At 58.2% G+C, this 17874-nt stretch carries 20 protein-coding genes and 1 pseudogene; 14 read left to right on the plus strand and 7 right to left on the minus strand.

The features are described from left to right. Positions 1 to 318: 318 nt before the first annotated feature. Positions 319 to 1176 carry a GNAT family N-acetyltransferase gene (locus tag H4W29_RS28995; RefSeq protein ID WP_246517600.1) on the plus strand — a complete coding sequence of 286 codons (858 nt, stop codon included), beginning with the start codon at positions 319 to 321 and terminating at the stop codon, positions 1174 to 1176. A 425-nt stretch (positions 1177 to 1601) separates the two neighbouring features. Here H4W29_RS28995 and H4W29_RS29000 read toward each other — a convergent pair whose 3' ends face one another. The 5 genes from H4W29_RS29000 to H4W29_RS29020 all read right to left on the minus strand — a co-directional run bounded on the left by H4W29_RS29000 (position 1602) and on the right by H4W29_RS29020 (position 5319). Continuing rightward, positions 1602 to 1925 carry an enolase C-terminal domain-like protein gene (locus tag H4W29_RS29000; RefSeq protein WP_312872439.1) on the minus strand — a complete coding sequence of 108 codons (324 nt, stop codon included), beginning with the start codon at positions 1923 to 1925 and terminating at the stop codon, positions 1602 to 1604. Positions 1926 to 2137: 212 nt separating this feature from the next. Further along, complete coding sequence (locus H4W29_RS29005; protein WP_192732226.1) at positions 2138 to 2839, minus strand: transporter substrate-binding domain-containing protein; 702 nt, start codon at positions 2837 to 2839, stop codon at positions 2138 to 2140. Positions 2840 to 2850: 11 nt separating this feature from the next. Further along, positions 2851 to 3615, minus strand: coding sequence for a 4-hydroxy-2-oxoheptanedioate aldolase (hpaI, locus tag H4W29_RS29010; RefSeq protein ID WP_192732227.1), 765 nt, complete (start codon positions 3613 to 3615; stop codon positions 2851 to 2853). Positions 3616 to 3622: 7 nt separating this feature from the next. Continuing rightward, positions 3623 to 4405 (minus strand): 2-oxo-hept-4-ene-1,7-dioate hydratase, encoded by a 783-nt coding sequence (gene hpaH, locus H4W29_RS29015; RefSeq protein WP_192732228.1) that lies wholly within the window; start codon positions 4403 to 4405, stop codon positions 3623 to 3625. A gap of 20 nt (positions 4406 to 4425) precedes the next feature. Beyond that, positions 4426 to 5319, minus strand: coding sequence for an intradiol ring-cleavage dioxygenase (locus H4W29_RS29020; RefSeq protein ID WP_192732229.1), 894 nt, complete (start codon positions 5317 to 5319; stop codon positions 4426 to 4428). 252 nt (positions 5320 to 5571) lie between these two features. On the opposite strand from H4W29_RS29020, the gene H4W29_RS29025 reads away from it, so the two are divergent. From H4W29_RS29025 to H4W29_RS29070, 10 genes are read left to right on the plus strand one after another with little or no spacing between them, the layout of a single operon-like run. Continuing rightward, positions 5572 to 6309, plus strand: coding sequence for a GntR family transcriptional regulator (locus tag H4W29_RS29025; RefSeq protein ID WP_192732230.1), 738 nt, complete (start codon positions 5572 to 5574; stop codon positions 6307 to 6309). Further along, complete coding sequence (locus H4W29_RS29030; RefSeq protein ID WP_192732844.1) at positions 6309 to 7130, plus strand: sugar phosphate isomerase/epimerase family protein; 822 nt, start codon at positions 6309 to 6311, stop codon at positions 7128 to 7130. Before H4W29_RS29025 ends, H4W29_RS29030 begins: the two co-directional genes overlap by 1 nt. Positions 7131 to 7179: 49 nt before the next feature. Then, positions 7180 to 7848: an amino acid ABC transporter permease gene (locus H4W29_RS29035; RefSeq protein WP_192732231.1), complete on the plus strand. Its 669-nt coding sequence runs from the start codon at positions 7180 to 7182 to the stop codon at positions 7846 to 7848. 9 nt (positions 7849 to 7857) lie between these two features. After that, a complete protein-coding gene (locus H4W29_RS29040) occupies positions 7858 to 8508 on the plus strand; it encodes an amino acid ABC transporter permease (RefSeq protein WP_183726508.1) in 651 nt (216 codons plus the stop codon). A 44-nt stretch (positions 8509 to 8552) separates the two neighbouring features. Beyond that, the gene (locus tag H4W29_RS29045; protein ID WP_192732232.1) at positions 8553 to 9377 is read left to right on the plus strand and encodes a transporter substrate-binding domain-containing protein; all 825 of its coding nucleotides are present in this window, start codon (positions 8553 to 8555) and stop codon (positions 9375 to 9377) included. 7 nt (positions 9378 to 9384) lie between these two features. Next, positions 9385 to 10158, plus strand: coding sequence for an amino acid ABC transporter ATP-binding protein (locus H4W29_RS29050; RefSeq protein WP_192732233.1), 774 nt, complete (start codon positions 9385 to 9387; stop codon positions 10156 to 10158). 12 nt (positions 10159 to 10170) lie between these two features. Next, entirely contained in the window at positions 10171 to 11031 is an 861-nt protein-coding gene (locus tag H4W29_RS29055) for a shikimate dehydrogenase (RefSeq protein WP_192732234.1), read from the plus strand. Positions 11032 to 11046: 15 nt separating this feature from the next. After that, positions 11047 to 11415: a 5-carboxymethyl-2-hydroxymuconate Delta-isomerase gene (locus tag H4W29_RS29060; RefSeq protein ID WP_192732235.1), complete on the plus strand. Its 369-nt coding sequence runs from the start codon at positions 11047 to 11049 to the stop codon at positions 11413 to 11415. 30 nt (positions 11416 to 11445) lie between these two features. After that, entirely contained in the window at positions 11446 to 11895 is a 450-nt protein-coding gene (gene aroQ / locus H4W29_RS29065) for a type II 3-dehydroquinate dehydratase (RefSeq protein ID WP_192732236.1), read from the plus strand. A 5-nt stretch (positions 11896 to 11900) separates the two neighbouring features. Next, positions 11901 to 12935, plus strand: a complete 1035-nt coding sequence (locus H4W29_RS29070) for a Gfo/Idh/MocA family protein (RefSeq protein ID WP_192732237.1) — start codon at positions 11901 to 11903, stop codon at positions 12933 to 12935. 413 nt (positions 12936 to 13348) lie between these two features. On the opposite strand, the gene H4W29_RS29075 is transcribed toward H4W29_RS29070, so the two are convergent. Then, a complete protein-coding gene (locus H4W29_RS29075) occupies positions 13349 to 13549 on the minus strand; it encodes a helix-turn-helix domain-containing protein (protein ID WP_192732845.1) in 201 nt (66 codons plus the stop codon). 133 nt (positions 13550 to 13682) lie between these two features. Here H4W29_RS29075 and H4W29_RS34715 point away from each other — a divergent pair. Continuing rightward, positions 13683 to 14039 (plus strand): annotated as a pseudogene (locus H4W29_RS34715) (LysR family transcriptional regulator); the annotation flags it as partial. A 787-nt stretch (positions 14040 to 14826) separates the two neighbouring features. Here H4W29_RS34715 and H4W29_RS29085 read toward each other — a convergent pair. After that, a complete protein-coding gene (locus tag H4W29_RS29085) occupies positions 14827 to 14985 on the minus strand; it encodes a WGR domain-containing protein (protein WP_376776613.1) in 159 nt (52 codons plus the stop codon). A 226-nt stretch (positions 14986 to 15211) separates the two neighbouring features. Between H4W29_RS29085 and H4W29_RS29090 the strand changes: the two genes are divergently transcribed. Next, a complete protein-coding gene (locus tag H4W29_RS29090) occupies positions 15212 to 15481 on the plus strand; it encodes a hypothetical protein (protein WP_192732238.1) in 270 nt (89 codons plus the stop codon). 27 nt (positions 15482 to 15508) lie between these two features. Continuing rightward, on the plus strand, positions 15509 to 17725 hold the full coding sequence (locus H4W29_RS29095; protein ID WP_192732239.1) for a CHAT domain-containing protein: 2217 nt from the start codon (positions 15509 to 15511) through the stop codon (positions 17723 to 17725). Positions 17726 to 17874: the final 149 nt, after the last annotated feature.

Here is a 17874-nt window from a genome sequence, read left to right on the forward strand (position 1 = left end):
CCTGCGTTGATTGCGAAACCGGCCGCCAGAGTCTTGGGAGGACGTGCAGCGCTGACGGAAGGAAACATTCCCAAACCTCTTGGGTGAATGGCGATACCGCCACTGGAATCTTTTACAACCGGCGAGGTTTTACATGCCGAAAGCATCGCACATTTGGTTGATTGTTGCGCCGGCATGGGATTTACCAGCGATTTCTGCTGGCAATTTTCCCATAGTCTGATCGGGAAGGCGCCGGGTAGTATTCGACGGCGTTTTCCTGGATCCATTTTGGAGGAGCGCGTGACCGCTAGAAAATCGAGACTGGTTGACAGCTTCGAGATGCGCATCGCCGACATCAATACTGTCGATCTCGAACAATTGCATGCCCTGTCGATCGGCGTCGGCTGGCCGCACCGCGCCGATGATTGGCAATTTGCCCGTGATCTCGGCAAGGGTGTGGTGGCGCTGGATGAGGTCGGGCGCGTTCTGGGATCGGCCATGTGGTTTCCCCATGGTGAGGATTTCGCCACGATCGGGTTGGTCATCACCTCGCCGCGCCTTCAGGCCAATGGTGCCGGCCAATGGCTGATGGAACACATTCTGGCCCAGATTCCTGAATGCAATCTCGGTCTTAATGCCACGCGGGCGGCAAAACGCCTTTACCGTTCCCTCGACTTCACCGCCGAAGCCGTCGTCTTCCAATGTCAGGGCGAGGCGTCTTCTCCCGCTGAAGTGGAAATACCGGCCAGCGTCGAACTCCGAGCGCTCGACATGTCGGACCTCTCGGCGGTCGCCGCTCTGGACAAAGAGGCTTTCGGCGCGGATCGCACCGTGCTGCTGAGCCGAGTTCTTCTCGCGTCCAGCGGCTTAGGGTTGATCCGCAACGGAAAGATTGAAGCCTACTCCTTCTGCCGGCGATTCGGCCGCGGGTACGTCATCGGCCCCATGTCGGCAGCCAGCGATGCTGATGCGATCGCCATCAGTCGCCCGCACATCGCGGAGCACACGGGCAAATTCCTACGGCTGGACACACGTGAGAAAAGCGGAGCCTTCTCCGATTTCCTCTCCGATTGCGGCCTTCTCGTTTTCGATACCGTCACCACCATGTCACGCGGACGCCCATGGCCGGAAGTACGCGAACGCCGTCCCGCCGGCACACCGAAAATATACGCATTGGCCGGTCACGCGCTCGGCTGATCTAAATCCGGTGACTTCGAACAAGGGAGAAAATATTCATGGCGATGGTTCGCTTTGCGATAGGCTAACCCGCCGCTGGCCGGTATCAAGCAAGATCTGCTTGGTGAACTCACGCTGCCAGCTACGTTTTCTACGGCGTGCAAACGGCAAGCGCTGTGGAAAATTTTCACATAACGGGAATCACGCTTTCCCATTTTCCGCAACTTGTGGGGGCTTTGGGAAAGCTGGGACGTCGCCACAGTTCCGAAGACTGCCACCAAATCACCGATTACGCGCGGATGCTCCTCGATGATATTGCGCAGCTCCGCATTTCCCTGTCGGATGGTCAATCCAGATCGAGGTCCAGCTCCTGCGAACAAGAGGCTTATGCGACGAACTGGAGGAAATGCTGCGGTCGTCGCTGTTCGCCTATTGCGAACTTATCCTTACGGAAGAAGAGGAAGCCGGTCGTTTGTCGGTGCCGGGCCAAGCTTTGACCACTCCAGCCGGTTTGGCCGCGCCCATTCGTGCCGCGCTGCCTTCGAAAGCACCAGGCCATGACCCAAACGGTCCGGCGCGTAGGCGAAGCCATTGCGGATCTCGATTGGCGTTTCGACCAGGTGGTCAAAGTTCTGGAAGGAATATTCCAGCCATTCCACCTCTGGCAGGGCGACAGCCATGTGAACGCCGATCTCCAGGAAAGTGTTGCCGAGGCTGACCGGGATGCCCAGTTCGGCAGCCAGCCAACCGATGCGTATAACATCCGTCACTTGGCCGTGAACGTTCAGAATCCTTGCCACCATCCCACAGGAAGACCCGGCGACCTATAGGCGACCTTCGAAAACGAGGTTTCCCGTGAGCGTGCGGAAAACCGCTGGAAGGAGGCGTGTTCATCCATGGCTACAACACCAAATCTGCGAGCAACTCCTCGTCGATCTTTGCACCGTGAGGGCGGCTTGGACTACGGCAGGCTTCAGGGAGCTCATCCTTCGACGCCACCTTTTTCTCCCCCGACATCCGCGCCACCGAGCCGCCGCACGAAGTCCGCGAAGAAGAGCGAGGCGTTAGCGGCCCGTTTGTGCACCGCGATCGTCTGAGGAATTCGCGAAAACACTCCATCGACCACCCGGAAGCCTTCCATCCGCTCCGAGGCGTTGAAGAGGAATTCGGTCAGTCCAGCCGCCGCGTCGCATTCTCGGTCGGCGAGAAAGTCGAGCGCCGCCGCAGGGCTGTCAACATGTAGCACCGTTGCTCGCTTGAGGATTCGTTCAAGCTGCTTCGTATAGGCGGCGCTACGTGCGGAAGCGATGCGAATTCCGTTGGAATCCAGCTCGTCCGCCGTCCGGTAGGGTGAGGCCACTGGAACCAGGTAGGTGGCCTCGACCGAGATGTAGGGAGGCGAGAAGCTGAAGCGATCGGTTCTTGATGGGTCAGACGCGATGAAGGCGATGTCCCACTCGCCGCCATCAGCAGCGGAAAGAATATCCGCGGCCGATCCGTATCGTATCAGGGAAAGCCCCCGATTAAGTTCATGGGCGATCCTACCGGCAATTTCCGCGCTCGGGCCTACCAAGGCGCCGGCGTTTTCGTCCCAGCGAATCAACGCTGCGTTCGACATGTTGACGGCGGCCCTAATAGTTCCAGCCGGCGCTATCTCCGACCGGACCTCATCCAAGGTGAACATGCTATGTCTCCCTAGCGCGAAAACCTGGACGCAAGTGCTTCCGATCCTCTGGCAAGGAGGGCAACGTCGACGCCAACCGCCGTAAACAGCGTTCCCTGTGCAATGCAGCGAGCCGCAAACGTTTCGTCAGCCGTCAAGATGCCCGACGGCTTGCCGACGGCTTTCAAGCGCTCGATCGCATTCTCGATTGCCGAGACTACCTCAGGATGTCCCGGTTGGCCGGGATAACCGAGGCTGGCTGCGAGGTCCGCCGGACCGATGAAGATCCCGTCGACTCCGTCGACCCCCGATATGACTTCAAGCTGATCAAGCGCCTCTCGTGTCTCGATCTGCAGCAAGAGGCAGATTTCCTGTTCGGCGGTCTGTGCATAGTTCGGCACGCGCCCGAAACGGGTGGCCCGGGTGAGGGCGGATACGCCGCGAATGCCCCGCGGTGCGTAACGCGCGGCGGCCACTGCCGCCTTTGCCTCCTGTTCATTCTGCACATATGGAATGAGAAGCGTCTGGACGCCGATATCGAGAAAGCGCTTGATCAACACAGGGTCGTTGGAAGCCGGGCGCACCACGGGGGCGACGTCGTACGGCGCGACCGCCTGCAACTGTGGAAGCACAGTGAGGACGTCGCTGGGAGAGTGCTCGGTATCGAAAAGCAGCCAGTCGAAACCGGACGGTGCGACGATTTCCGCTGCATAGCTGCCCGGAAGGCCGCACCACAGCCCGATCTGACTTTGACCGCCCCGGAGTTTTCGCTTGAACCTGTTGACGGGGAGTTCCATTAGATCCTCACACGAATGAGACGCCGATCGAGCCGACGGGGCCGTAGTCGGCCTGGATCACGTCGCCCTGGGCGATGTCCACAGGGCGGGTGAAAGAGCCGGCCAGCACGATTTGCCCCTTTTTCAAACCGCCGCCCACCCTATGGAGCTTGTTTACCAACCACGCGATCCCGGCTGCCGGATGGCCCATGATCGCTGCAGAAACACCGGATTCCTCGATAATGCCGTTCTTCGAGAGCGTCGCGCCCACCCAGCGAATATCGATGTCCATTGGACGAATGATGCGGCCCCCTACGACGATCGCCCCAAAAGCGGCATTATCAGCGATCGTATCGGTGATTGCCCTCGGAACCTCGGTGCGATAGTCGATGATCTCCAGAGCCGGGACTACGAATTCAGTTGCCCTCATCACGTCGTAGATCCGCGTACCGGGTCCCTCGAGATCCTCGCCCATCACAAAGGCGAGCTCGACTTCGAGGCGGGGCTTGATAAAAATGTCCGCCTTGATCTGTGCTCCGTCGTTGTAAAGGGCGTCATCGAGGATAACACCATAGTCGGGCTCGGTCATCTTGGATGCCATCTGCATCGCGCGCGACGTAAGGCCGATCTTATGGCCTACGACCCGAGCACCCTTCGCAGTCCGAGCTTCCGCCCACAGCGCTTGAATGTTGTAGGCATCTTCAAGCCCCAGACCGGGGTAGGTCTTGCTCGGTTGAACGATTGGCTTGCGGTCGGTTTCTGCCTTCAGAAGGGCGTTGGCCGCCTCTTGACGTTCCTGTTCTGTGATCATGTGTTCGGCTCTGTCGTTGGTTATTTAATTGGTGGACGCGGCAGCACGGCTTCGCCTGGCTCCATGACGTAGGTGTAGTCGAGCGAGAACCAGGGGCCGTCGACGTCCGGCTCGGACGGATGCGGTTCGTCATGGCGCACGAAGTCGCCGGTCAGGGCTGCGGTCACTCCAAACTGGACGTCGGAATCGATGTTCGGATCGCTTGGATCGAAGACCTGGGAAATCAGCGTCTTGTAACCCTGCTTGAAGATCAGGGCGTGAAGATGCGCTGGTCGGTACGGGTGACGTCCCTGCGCCTTAAGCAGTCGGCCGACGACGCCGTCGACCGGGATCGGGTATCCGACCATCTTCACGGTATTGAACCAGAAGCGGCCGTCGGCATCCGTCGTAAACTTGCCCCGAAGGTTCATCTCAGCCTGATCGGGATCCTGATTTTCATAGAGTCCAACAGGAGAAGCATGCCAGACGTCGACCTCGGCACCCGCGATCGGCCGGCCGTCCCGGTCTACCACTTTGGCGCGGACATAGAGTGGCGTGCCTGGCGTGTCGGAGCGGATGATCGTGCCGCCGTTTTCGACACGGGGAGAGTTCAGGCGCCAGAACGGGCCGAGAAGAGACTGCGAGGTCTCTGTCTGGCCGCTGTCGCCATTGTTCAAAAGGCAAACCAGCGAAGATACGCCGAGAGATCCGGCCATGAGAACAAACTCGTTGTGGCTGTCCGTCTGCAGTTGTCCGATCTCGTTTAGTATCGCCGTAGCTTCGCGGAACTCGACTTCGGACAATCTCACCTCCCGCACGAATGCATGGAGATGCTTCACCATCGCGATGAGGATCTCTCGCAGACGTGGATCCTCGGTTTTGTTCATCGCCGCGAGGACAGCAGGCGTCAGCTCGCTTTCGGTTTTTATGGCCATAGGGCTACCTCCCAATGATGGCGACTATTAAAAATAATCGATTATCTGTCAATGAATGCTACGACGACTTTTTCTGTCAGCGCGGAAAAAATCAGTCTAATATCAAGTTAATATATTGAATTTACTAGATTAAATCAGCGAAACAACGGGCCACGACTAACGAAAACGGGTTCATCTGCATTTTTCGTTGACATAAATAATCGTTTATCATATCGATCATCGACAGTTGATCAAAATCGCCAGGGAGTAGGGATGAGCTCGACCGACGACAGCGCCTCTGCGCCAATGACAGACGAGGAGACAGCGTCCGCGGGCTTTTCCGATGATGGCAAGAACACTATCGGAAGCCAGTTGGCATCGCGTCTCCGCGAGGCGATCATCTCTGGCGAGCTGGAGGCGGGCAGCAAGATCAATCTCGACAAGGCGCGCCGCACGTTCAACGTCAGCTTAAGCCCTCTGAGGGAGGGACTTGCCCGCCTCATCTCCGATGGCCTGGTGGAGTTTCAGGACAACCGCGGCTATCGCGTAGCTCCGATCTCGCTGGCGAATCTGGAAGAAATCACGACGCTCCGCGAAGAGCTCGAAGTCTTCGCCCTGCGGGAATCCATGCGTCTCGGTGATGTCGAGTGGGAGAGCAATATAATGCGCTCGCTCCATCGCCTGAACCGCACGGATCGAGATGCCTCACGGCCTGAGACGCTCGAGCAATGGGAGGCTCTTCACCGGGAATTCCATCTCACACTCATTTCCGGTTGCGGCAAACCGCTTCTGTTGCATTTCTGCGGTCTCTTGCTGAACCTGAATGATCGATACCGCCGGGTTTTCCTCATCAGGACTTCCGGCGACCGGAACGTCGGGCAGGAGCACAGCGAGATTGCGCAAGGGGCGGTTGCGCGGGATATCGAATACGCCAGCGAGAAACTGCGACAGCACATCCACCGCACTGGGACGAATCTTCGAAATCATCTCGCGACGAAAGGGATCGCGTGATGGCGGCGCCTGGATCAAAATCAGAGCAACAAATTGGCGTAGCGCACTTCTCCGCCATCTTCCTGACGCCGAGCGATTTTGCGAAGGCCGCAGCGCGGGCAGGCTTTTCCAGAATTGGACTGCGACTGAATCCGGCTTTTCCTGGAGCGCCGTACTACGAGCTGCCTGTCGGCGGCCACGCAGCGGACGAATTGAAAGCCGTACTGCGCGGCGAGGCGCTCGAGGTCTTCGATATCGAGTTCTTTGTCATCGCCCCCTCGTTCAACGCCTCGTCTCTGGAACCCGTAATGGCTGCGGCCGCCAACATCGGGGCCAAGCGACTAAGCGTGTGCGGCGACGATCCGGAGCAGAGCAGGCTGCAGTCGAACTTCAGCGAATTCTGCGGCCTTGCAAGCGGCTACGGATTGGCGGTCGATATCGAGAACATGGGTTGGCGGACGGTCAGAACGTTCGCTGACAGCGTCAATCTCCTGAAATCGAGCGGTGCGCCCAATGCCGGCGCACTCGTCGACGGAGTGCATTTCTTCAGGAACGGCGGAACGTTGACGTCGCTGCGCGCCGAGATCGACAGGGTCAAGCACGTCCAGTTGTGCGACGTCGCCGGACCCGCTCCGGGCACGGCCGAGGCCATGATCGCGGAGGCACGAGGCAAACGTCTTGCTCCCGGCGAGGGGGAATTGCCCTTAGGCGATTTGGTCGCCATCGCCGACGGGGCCGCATCGGTCTCAGTCGAAGTACCTCTTTCAGGCTCGGCGGACGCGGAGGAGCATTTGAAGCGCCTGTTCGAAGGGGCCGTACGAATATTTAAGCCGGATCAGTGATCCCGGCGCCGGCGAGGCGAAAGCCGCGCCGAGTGGAGGAAGCCAACACATGGGTTACACGTTTGATTTTGGTGCGGTCTTCGACCGCGCCCCGGAATTGTTTTGGGGTTCGCTTGGAACGTTGGGTCTCGCCTTCGCCGGGATGCTGCTCGCTCTCGTGATCGGAATCCTGGGCGTTGCAGTGAGAACGTCGAAGATCGCGTGGGTTCGCGCTCCGGTCATCGCGTTCGTCGAAGTCGTCCGCAACACGCCGTTCCTAGTGCAGATCTTCTTTATCTACTTCGCCCTTCCGCTTATGGGCATCCGCCTGAACCCGACGACCACGGCTGTCATCGCGCTGGGGATCAACGGAGGCGCCTATGCCATCGAGATCATCCGCGGGGGCGTTGAGAGCATCAGCAAGGGACAGATCGAAGCTGGTTTCGCGCTCGGGCTGCACAAGGCTGACGTCTTCCGCCTCATCGTTCTCAAGCCGTCACTGCGAGCGATTTACCCGTCTCTGACGAGCCAGTTCGTGATGCTGACCTTGACCACTTCGGTGTGCACCTCGATCGCCGCATATGAGCTGACATCCGCGGCGCAACGCATCGAGTCAGATACGTTCCGAAGCTTCGAAGTCTACTTCACGGTGACCGCAATCTACCTGGTCATCTCAAGCTTAATGATGGGAATCTTCGCTCTGATATCCCGTTCCTACTTCAACTATCCGACTCGATAGGAGGCGCTCATGGGTCCCATCGGCGAAAACGAGCTGTTCTTCCTCCTGCAGGGTCTGAAATGGACCGTATTGCTGGCGATCATCGGTTTCATTGGCGGAGGCGTGTTCGGCATTTTGATCGCACTTGTGCGCACGTCGAAGCATCAGTTCGCCCGGCTTGCATCATCTGGCTATATCGCGCTCTTCCAGGGCACGCCGCTCCTGATGCAGCTCTTTGTCGTCTACTACGGCGTTGCCTTGCTTGGCATCGACGTCAACGCCTGGGTCGCAGTCGCGATCGCCTTCACTCTCCACGCGAGCGCCTTCCTCGGCGAGATATGGCGAGGCTCGATTGAAGCCGTTCCCAAAGGGCAGACCGAAGCCGCGAACGCTCTTGGCCTGCATTACGTCTCCAGAATGAGGGACGTGGTTCTGCCACAGGCTTTGAAGATCTCAATGCCTGCGACCATTGGCTTTCTTGTGCAGCTCATTAAGGGGACGTCGCTTGCGGCGATCGTGGGCTTCATCGAGCTGACCCGCGCTGGCCAGATCATATCGAACCAGACCTACCGCCCGCTGCTCGTCTTCGGGATCGTCGGAATAATCTACTTCATGATTTGCTGGCCTCTCTCCCATGTCGGGAGCGGCCTCGAGAAACGGATGGCAAAAGCCGCCCGCTAAGCCTGCTTCGGGAGAAGCAAACAGCACAAGAGGAGGAAAGTGCAATGAATACCAATCGCAGGAAATTTCTCGGTCTAGCGCTGGCGACCGCTACCTTCGCCACCGTTGGCGCTGCGGCAGCCACCGCGGCATCTGTCGAGGAGATTAAGTCGAAGGGAACGCTCGTCGTGGGCATCCAAGGCGACAACGCGCCTTGGGGCTTTGTGAACTCGAGCGGCAAACAGGACGGCTTTGACGCCGACGTGGCGACGCTGTTCGCCAAGGAACTCGGCGTGAAAGTCCGGTTCCAGCCGCTCGCGGTAGCGAACCGTATTCCGGCGCTGACGACCGGCAAGGTCGATATTCTCTTCGCCACGATGGCGATGACGGAAGAGCGCGCCAAGTCGATCCAGTACAGCAAACCTTATGCGGCCAACACGATTTCACTTTATGCCGCCAAAGCCGACGCCGTGAAATCGACGGCCGACGTGGCTGGTTGGGAAATCGGCGTGCCGAAGTCCAGTTCGCAGGACAAGGCCGTAACCGACGCGGTCGGATCGACGGCCACCATTCGCCGCTTCGACGATGACGCGGCCACTATCCAGGCCCTGATCTCCGGACAGGCAAAGGCGGTTGGTGGCAATCAGTTCTACGGGCAGAGGCTGGATGCAGCCAGCGCCGGCACCTATGAACGAAAGATCGACTTCCTGACGACTTACAACGGCGTGGGAACGCGACTCGGCGAGAAGGACTGGAACGAGACCGTCAACGCGTTCCTCGACAAGATCAAGGGCAACGGCGAACTCGCGGCCATCACCAAGAAGTGGATGGCAATCGATCTTCCCACGTTCCCTGAATCCATCCCCAACATCCCGTTTACGGTCAAGTAAAGCATAAATGGAGGGCGCCGTGCTCAATTCCCCCAACGATCATTCGACCTTGATATCCCTTGATAAAGTGGAGAAATGGTACGGTTCCTTCCACGCCCTGAAGAACATCAATCTATCGGTTCGCAAGGGAGAGAAGATCGTCCTTTGCGGACCGTCCGGTTCCGGCAAGTCTACCTTGATCCGTTGCATCAACGCTCTTGAATTGATTCAGGACGGCAATATCGTGGTGGAAGGTCAATTGCTGGACGGCACCACCAAGGCGGTCGACGCCATTCGACGTGAAGTCGGAATGGTTTTCCAGAACTTCAATCTGTTCCCGCACATGACCGTCCTGCAAAACTGCGCGCTTGCACCCATGAGAGTGCGGGGCGCAAGCCGTGCCGACGCAGAGAAGTTGGCGCGAAAGTATCTCGACCGCGTTCGCATCCTCGATCAGGCGGAAAAGTATCCAGCACAACTCAGCGGCGGGCAGCAGCAGCGCGTCGCCATCGCGCGCGCCCTGTGCATGGAGCCGAAAGCGATGCTTTTCGACGAGCCCACATCCGCCTTGGATCCCGAAATGGTCAAAGAGGTTCTCGACACCATGATCGGCCTCGCAAGAGACGGCATGACGATGATCTGCGTGACCCATGAGATGGGCTTCGCCCGGCAAGTTGCCGACAGGGTCATCTTTATGGCTTCCGGAGAGATCGTCGAGGAGGCGGAGCCCGAAATCTTCTTCAAGAACCCCAAGCATGACCGGACGAAGGCATTTCTCGGCGATATCCTTGCGCATCACTGATCGAGCAGAGACATGGACAACACCAAATTCCTGGTCGGCTTAATCGGCGCCGACATCCAGATGTCAAAGTCGCCGGCGCTCCATGAAACGGAAGGGCGCCACCTGGGACTTGATTACGAGTACGAGCTAGTGGACCTGGCAGCGCGCGGATTGCCTCCTTCCGCGCTGCCAGATCTTCTGAACGAACTGGAAAGCCGCGGCTTTGCGGGAACCAACGTCACCCACCCGTGCAAACAGACCGTGTTAGCTCACCTGACGCGCCTGTCCGAAGATGCTGAGATGCTTGGAGCCGTAAACACGGTCGTGCTTCAGAACGGCGAGCGGATCGGACACAACACCGACTGGTATGGCTTCTACAAGAATTTCGAGCGCGGCTTGCCCGGCGTCGCGAAGGCTCATGCCGTTCTGCTTGGCGCTGGTGGTGCTGGGGTGGCCGTCGCGCACGCTGCCGTGAAAGTCGGCATAGAAAAGCTCTCGATCTTTGATCAGGACGAGCGCCGCGCCTCCACTCTCGCCGATCAGCTCAACGAGAGATTTTCAGGAGAGGTCGCGAAGCCGGTCAGAGACGTCGGTGCTGCGCTCGCCACCGCAGATGGCCTGATCCACGCCACGCCGACTGGTATGCGAAGCCATCCGGGGCTTCCGATAGATCCCGATTGGATACAGCATCATCATTGGGTGGCGGATATCGTCTATATGCCTTTGGTGACCGAGCTCCTTGCGTTGGCAAAGCAGAAGGGCTGCCGAACGCTCCCAGGCGGAGGAATGACCGTATTTCAAGCGGCCGCAGCCTTCGAGCTTTTCACAGGCCGGTCGCCTGATACGGAACGAATGTCGCGCCATTTCGACGAGCTGTGCCGAGTGGCAGCCTGATCAGGGGACTACTCCATGCCGCATATTATCATCGACTACAGCCGAGGCGCCGCGCAACGCATCGCCATCGACGAGTTGACCCGCGCGGTTCATCGCCGAGTCCGCGACGGAGGGATGGTCAAGCCAACCGTGGTCCGCACGTTCGCTAGAGAAGCCACCGTCTCCTGCGTCGGCGACGAGCATCCCGACAATCACTTTGTGCAGATAATTGTACGCATGGCCCCAGGCCGTCCTCCGGAGGTCAAACGAGAGCTGCTGAAATCGGTGCTCGAAGCTGCGCGTGACGTCGCGGCTTCCGCACTGGAAACCGGTCGGCTCGGGCTTCGCGCAGATCTCTACGAATCCGACCCAGACTTCGCATTTCAGGAAATAGCGTTCGCCTGATCCGGGCAGCGCCGAACAAGGACAAATGTAATGAGCCTCATCTACGTTCTCAACGGACCAAACCTAAATCTCCTCGGCAAGCGCCAGCCACATATCTATGGGCACGAGACATTGGTTGACGTCGAGGCGGACTGCCGCAAGTTGGCGTCGGAGCTGGGGCACGAGATCCGTTTCCATCAAAGCAACCGCGAATACGAGATCATCGACTGGATCCACGAAGCGCGCGAGGACGGCGCTGGCATCGTCATCAACCCGGCTGCGTTCACTCACACGTCGCTCGCTATCCTCGACGCACTGAATACCTTTGAAGGCCCCGTGATCGAGATCCATATCTCCAACGTCCACAAGCGCGAGAGTTTTCGCCACCACTCCTTCGTGTCCCACCGGGCCGACGGCGTCATCGCAGGTCTCGGCACCGAAGGCTATCAACTCGGCATCCGCAGAGTTGCGACCATGCTCAAGCTTGAGAGGAAGGACTGATAGCGATGGCGAACCGGGTCAAGCTAGCGGTCCTTGGGGCGGGGCTAATCGGCAAGCGTCATATCAAGCACGTGATGGAAGAGCCGGCCGCAGAGCTGACGGCAGTTGTGGATCCCACGCCAGTCGGCCAAGCGATCGCTAGTGAGGCTGGTGTCAGATGGTTCCCCAGTTTTGCCGACATGATGATTTCCGAGCGCCCCGACGGAGTCATCATCGCGACGCCTAACCAGGTGCATGTCCAAAATGGGTTGGAAGCCGTGGAGGCGGGCGTACCAGCGCTGATCGAAAAACCGATCGCGGACGACATCGCTGCCGGCGAGAAGCTTGTGCAAATGGCTGAGGCCAAAGGCGTGGCGCTGCTGACGGGACATCACCGCCGGCATAATCCGATGATGCAGAAAGCGAAGGAGATCATCGACAGCGGGACGCTCGGTCGGATCCTGATCGTGAATGCGATGTTCTGGCTGTTCAAGCCGAACGAGTACTTTGACATCCCCTGGCGGCGAGAGCTTGGAGCGGGGCCGGTCTTCCTCAATCTAATTCACGACATCGACAACCTCCGTTTCCTTTGCGGCGATATAAACGCCGTACAGGCCCGTGAATCCAACGCAGTGCGAAGCAACGCCGTTGAGGAAACCGCGGTCATCCTCATCGAGTTCAAAAGTGGTGTTCTCGGTACTGCTTCCGTGTCCGATTCCGTTGTCGCGCCGTGGAGTTGGGAGATGACCACGGGAGAAAATCCCGCTTACCCGAAAACCGAAGAGACTTGCTACATGATCGGCGGAACACACGGGTCTCTGGCCGTGCCGTCGCTGGAAATATGGAGCAGTGCCGAAAAGCGAAGCTGGACCGCGGCATTTGAGCGCGACAGAGCCCCATTCGAAAACAAGGACCCGCTTGTCATGCAGATCCGTCAGTTCTGCCTCGTCATTCAGGGCAAGGAAGCTCCTTTAGTCAGCGGTCGCGAAGGCTTGGAGACATTGAAAGTTATTGAGGCCGTCAAACGGTCGGCCGCCATGGGAGGACGCGTCGTCCTCTAACCAGAAGTTAAGGCAAACGGCAAGAAAACACGTAGCTGTTTCATGATAGCTCCTGCGTCCCAATAGCCCGGAATCCGCGAAGACGCTCTGGTCGATCGGCACGCGGTGTTGTCTCGATAGTCCATCAGCGTTGGAGGCATATTTCGCCTACGCAAGCTGCTTACAGCGGGAGAGGCTAAGACTTCTGGAATTGAAACTGATTCTCGAGAAACGCATCGTATGGTACAGCTCCAAGTTGCTTGCATACTATGTCAGATTCGAAGGTTCCGGAACATCAAATCCGAGGTTTCGAATGAAAAGCAACGAAGATAGGCCCTAAACGGGAAGGCGACGAAAATTGTCTACATAACAACAGTTTAGGAGCTCTGAGCTAAGCGTTGATCGTTCGTATCCCTTCAAGGCGGCCAATATTGCTAATCAGACTCCGCTGATTTCATGATGGAGTACGGATCGGCTCCGATCGCTCTACTGACCTTCACAAACTCCGCTGCGTCGAGGCGCCGTTCGCCCAACTCAAATTTTGAGACGAATGTTTGGCGTTGGCCTATCCGCTCGCCTAGCTCAGCTTGCGTAACGTTCGCGGCTTTTCGAGCTGCAATGAGGCCGTCAATCATCCGGCCATAAACAATCGCGTGAAAGGAAGACAAGTTTGACCGCCAGTTGAAGAAAAAACCGGCAACTCCAATAAACCCAGTTTTCGGATACCCCAAAATAGGGTATCAATCAGGGGTGGCAGGGAGAACGGTCATGGAATTACGCCAGCTATCCTACTTCGTTGCGGTGGCCGAGGAGCTGCATTTCGGCAGGGCGGCGGCAAAGGTGCATATCGCCCAGCCGGCCCTGTCGAACCAGGTGATGGCGCTCGAGAAGGAACTCGGCGTGCAGCTGTTCCTCCGCACGACACGCCGGGTGGAACTGACCAGGGCAGGGGCGGCCTTTTACGAGCGATCGGTCAGGATCCTCAGCGAAGTCGACCTGTCGACCGAGATCGCCCGGTCGGTTGCCGGCAAGACAACCCGCAAGATTGCGATCGGTACCGTCTATCCCGCCACGATCGGCGTGCTGCCGTCGTTCCTTGCGCGCATCGCCCGCAAATATCCCGATACCTGCCGATCCCAGAGTGCCAGCGCACGCGACAATTCCTGCGCCTTGCCGAATTCGAGGCGCTCCAGTGCGCCTTCGAGGTCGCCCAGCCGGATTGCGCAGGCGGCCGCCATTTCCCCAACGCCCTGCGTCTCGCGAGCAATTCGTCGGAGCTCGGTCGTATCGAGCCCCTGACCCACCATGGCGGAAAAGGTCAAGAACGAGGCATCAAAACCTGAAAGGGCTGTTTGCCACTGTCCGCGTTTAAAGGCGACCACAGCTTCAAGGCGCTTGAAGCGTGCGTAGCGGTCCGGTGCGATCGCACGGTCGAGCAAGCCAAGCGCGGTCGTGCAGTCGCACGCAGCAGCCTCCAAGTTCGAAGGTTCGCCGCTCATGGTAAGTGAACTCCCTGATGTAATCCCCAGATGATCGGCCGACCGAATGCGTCCCAGCAATGTTCGGGCGAGCCCATATCGACATTTATCCACATTCCAAGCCGCCGCGTTGGACGTCCTTCTTCTCCGCCGTTGGAAGCTCACTATTTCGATTATAGCCTCGATCTGGAGCGTCGAGATGGACGACGATCTGCATTGCCACCCACGAAATCGAAACCCTTCCTCCCGAACGCGACGAGTGCTTCGGTGATGGTGCGATGGCCTGTCTCCGTTGCGGCCGATCCTGCTCGTTCATGGACCATGATGGCTGTGGCATCTGCGAGGAATGCCTTGCCCCGTGAACGGCTCGCATCGACGCGAACGGATTGCGATTGAACGAGATCGATTGCTCCGGGGTGTGGCTCTGATGCCAATCAGGCGGTTCTCGATCGGTAAATGCGGCCGCGCTTGATACGCAGAAGTTTTAGGAAGAGGTCCACTGCTTCCGGCTCGGTTTTGAAGACATGCACCACGCGCTGGCCACGGCTGTCGATGCGCCTCCAGCAACGGATCAATGACGTCTCGCCGAACAGCGTCGGCTAGATCGACAGTATCGCACCCCTCGGTCACAAGATCTCGCAGTCACGGTTGCCTCCTTCCGGTAGCGCGATTAGCCTCAGACAGTGAGCGGAGGAGCAAAACGAGACCAGCGCGCTGATTCTCGGTGGTGCCTTCTAATATACTCTCCATAAAGTAGACCCGCTGAACAGGTTGCATATTTGCGCGCACACTCTCGTAAATTGGGTTGGAGGGGATAGCGTGGTGTATGTCAATGCAATTGGCGCAATATGCTTCGGAATTGTCGTCGGATGGGTGACGTACCGGACAATCCGGCGTCAGAAGCAGGCAGTTAATCTGTCCGATATCGCGGCTGTACTTGGAGCAATTGGTGGTGGCGCGGTCACGGCTCTTTTTTCCGGCGATATGTTCTCTTTTTATAGCATCGGTCTGCTTTTGGGATTCTTCGGCTACCTTATCGTCGGAACCTTTTTCCTGAGCAGCAGCGACTGGCTCGGCGGCGGCGATTGATGTTCTAACGCCTGGAGGTCCTCGGCGATGTGGTACAGCGACTGGAGAGTGTGGGCTGTTGTCGCAGCCCTCGGCCTTTTGGTTCTTGTCTTTGCTATTATTCGATTTTTTGTCCGAAGGCGGGACGCCGAGATCCTGATCGGACGCGACGTGAAAAGTCTTGACGACGATGATGAAGGCGGGGTCCGTGGTCGTCCGCGGGACGCGTCCCGGGGGACGCGTCGACCGCGGCCTCCCTCCACGGGAGAGGACGCTTTTCGCCATGGTAGAGATATGGCGTTGCCGCGCCCCGAACCCGATCGCTCGCCGCGGCCGACGGAGAAACGCAAGGCGAAACTTGATCGCACGCCGCCGCTCTATCCAGCTGGACCGGCTTCGGACCCACGCGACGATCAGGCAATGCAGAAGCCGACGGACGACAAGGATATTGGGGAGAAGTTGGGAAGCCGGATCCCAAAGGTGATAATAACCGGTGCCGGCTCCGAAAACATCGTAGTCGATGGAGGCCCGCTGAAACGCTTCGTCAATGTCGAAGTCCTCAATTCCGCCGGCGCCAATATTCGCTCGGCAGGTGAGATTGGTCCAGACCGCCTTTTTGTCATGCGGCTCGCTATTTCAAGCCTGTCCCTGACCTCTCTTGTCCGCAATCCGCAGGAATTTCCGGAAGAGACCATTCCGAAAGACTCGTTTATCGATATCGTCGTCACCAGCGCTGAATTCGAAGTTGCGACAGATGGGGAGTCCTTCGCACAAAGTGCTGTCGGAATGCTCTTCCTGCCGGGCGATGGCGGACCAGCAACCCTCAACGGCAAGCAGTCGATCGATTTTCGCGCGAAAGCGTCGATCGCCGGAAAAGGCTATTGCCACATCGTCTTCAAGTTCCGGGGTGCGATTATCCAATCCTTTCTGCTGACCAAGGCTTCCGAAGTCGCTGGTGGCAGAGGTGAGATCACCGTCGACGTCGAATTTTCTCTCGGCGGCGACATGCCGCCAAAAGTTCCTGAGGTCCCCGAGCGTGACCGCCTGAGTATGCTGACATCGATGCGCAAGGAGGGTTTCAATCAGCTTATCATCTCGGGACGGGACGGCAGCGACGCCACGACTGCAGTCTTCAACATTGACGGCAAGGGCTTGAGCAAGACGATATGGGAATTGCGCGGCGCCTTAGAGAACCGCGCGGCAACCGCCCGCAGGCGCTCGAAGGCGGATCTCGAACGGGACTTGAAGGAGATCGCACCGCTCGGCGCGAAACTGTTCAATCAATTGCCAGCCCAACATTTTAAGACCCTGATGCCGCTCTTGAACCGTAAGTTTGATGGCGTCATCCACGTCGCGCGAGCCAATTCTGCCGAGTTCGTCGCGCCCTGGTCGCTGGTCTATGACATTCCCCTGACCGGCAAGACGCCGATCGTCTGCGAAGTCGTTTCCAACTGGGATGGCCGCTCCGACCTTGTGAGCGGGGACGTCAGACAATGCCCACACGGTCCACATGGGAAGGATGTGCTGTGTCCCTTTGGGTTCTGGGGCATGCGCTACGCAATAGAGCAGCTTGTGTCGACCGAGCACCCGCAAACGGCGATCGACGTCTACGAGGATTGCAAGATTATGGCGGTTCAGACGCTATATGACGTCGATTTGGCGTCCCTGTCAGCTCATCTTGCTTCCCTGACCAAGATCATCTCGGCGCGTTTGCCAGGTGCGACCGTTTCGATCCAGAAGTCGAAAGCCTCCCTGGAGACCACCCTCTGGCAGGACATGCCGATCCTCTATTTTTATTGTCACGGGGAGCGGACGAACCCGTCCGATCCCGACGTCCATCTCGGTATCGAACGGGGGCAACTCATAACGGCCAATGACCTGAATAGCTGGGCTTGGTTTTGGATGTTTCAACAGGGTGCAATGATGTGGCAAAAGACACATCCACTTGTCTTCATCAATGCCTGTAGTTCGGTCGGGATTTATCCCGAAACCCTCATGTCCTATGTGGACGTGTTTATCGGACGGTTGCAGGCAGCCGGCGTCATCGGCACTGAAATCAAGGTCCATCAGAAGCTTGCGATGGAGTTTGCGGAGACGTTTTTCACACATCTCCTCCTGCCGGGCAATACTGTCGAAACCGCACTCCGGGCGCTGAGGCTCGACTATCTAAAGGAGGGAAATCTCTTCGGGCTGGTCTACACGCCCTATTGCTGGGCCGATCTACATCTTTCTATGCTCAGGCCTGGAGCAGATAACGGCCCGTGACAGTCCCTGGATGCACAAGGACTTCGCGGCCATTCACGCGGGAAATCCTATTTGCTGATTTCTCGAAGCTGTAGAATGCGAGGTCGAGCAAAGCCTGCGCTACCGCTCCGCCATCATGCTGTGTGGTGGTCGACTCAACACCAATTTAG

This window comes from Rhizobium viscosum, assembly GCF_014873945.1.
Classification (GTDB): domain Bacteria; phylum Pseudomonadota; class Alphaproteobacteria; order Rhizobiales; family Rhizobiaceae; genus Rhizobium; species Rhizobium viscosum.

Coding starts and splice junctions, on each gene's coding strand:
- H4W29_RS29005 (WP_192732226.1), bottom strand. CDS start 2,839: ATGTTCACCTTGGATGAGGTCCGGTCGGAGATAGCGCCGGCTGGAACT.
- H4W29_RS29075 (WP_192732845.1), bottom strand. CDS start 13,549: ATGATTGACGGCCTCATTGCAGCTCGAAAAGCCGCGAACGTTACGCAA.
- H4W29_RS29020 (WP_192732229.1), bottom strand. CDS start 5,319: ATGGCCATAAAAACCGAAAGCGAGCTGACGCCTGCTGTCCTCGCGGCG.
- H4W29_RS29045 (WP_192732232.1), top strand. CDS start 8,553: ATGAATACCAATCGCAGGAAATTTCTCGGTCTAGCGCTGGCGACCGCT.
- H4W29_RS29095 (WP_192732239.1), top strand. CDS start 15,509: ATGTGGTACAGCGACTGGAGAGTGTGGGCTGTTGTCGCAGCCCTCGGC.
- H4W29_RS29055 (WP_192732234.1), top strand. CDS start 10,171: ATGGACAACACCAAATTCCTGGTCGGCTTAATCGGCGCCGACATCCAG.
- H4W29_RS29050 (WP_192732233.1), top strand. CDS start 9,385: ATGGAGGGCGCCGTGCTCAATTCCCCCAACGATCATTCGACCTTGATA.
- H4W29_RS29035 (WP_192732231.1), top strand. CDS start 7,180: ATGGGTTACACGTTTGATTTTGGTGCGGTCTTCGACCGCGCCCCGGAA.
- H4W29_RS29070 (WP_192732237.1), top strand. CDS start 11,901: ATGGCGAACCGGGTCAAGCTAGCGGTCCTTGGGGCGGGGCTAATCGGC.
- H4W29_RS29030 (WP_192732844.1), top strand. CDS start 6,309: ATGGCGGCGCCTGGATCAAAATCAGAGCAACAAATTGGCGTAGCGCAC.
- hpaI (WP_192732227.1), bottom strand. CDS start 3,615: ATGGAACTCCCCGTCAACAGGTTCAAGCGAAAACTCCGGGGCGGTCAA.
- hpaH (WP_192732228.1), bottom strand. CDS start 4,405: ATGATCACAGAACAGGAACGTCAAGAGGCGGCCAACGCCCTTCTGAAG.
- H4W29_RS29060 (WP_192732235.1), top strand. CDS start 11,047: ATGCCGCATATTATCATCGACTACAGCCGAGGCGCCGCGCAACGCATC.
- H4W29_RS28995 (WP_246517600.1), top strand. CDS start 319: ATGCGCATCGCCGACATCAATACTGTCGATCTCGAACAATTGCATGCC.
- H4W29_RS29025 (WP_192732230.1), top strand. CDS start 5,572: ATGAGCTCGACCGACGACAGCGCCTCTGCGCCAATGACAGACGAGGAG.
- H4W29_RS29040 (WP_183726508.1), top strand. CDS start 7,858: ATGGGTCCCATCGGCGAAAACGAGCTGTTCTTCCTCCTGCAGGGTCTG.
- aroQ (WP_192732236.1), top strand. CDS start 11,446: ATGAGCCTCATCTACGTTCTCAACGGACCAAACCTAAATCTCCTCGGC.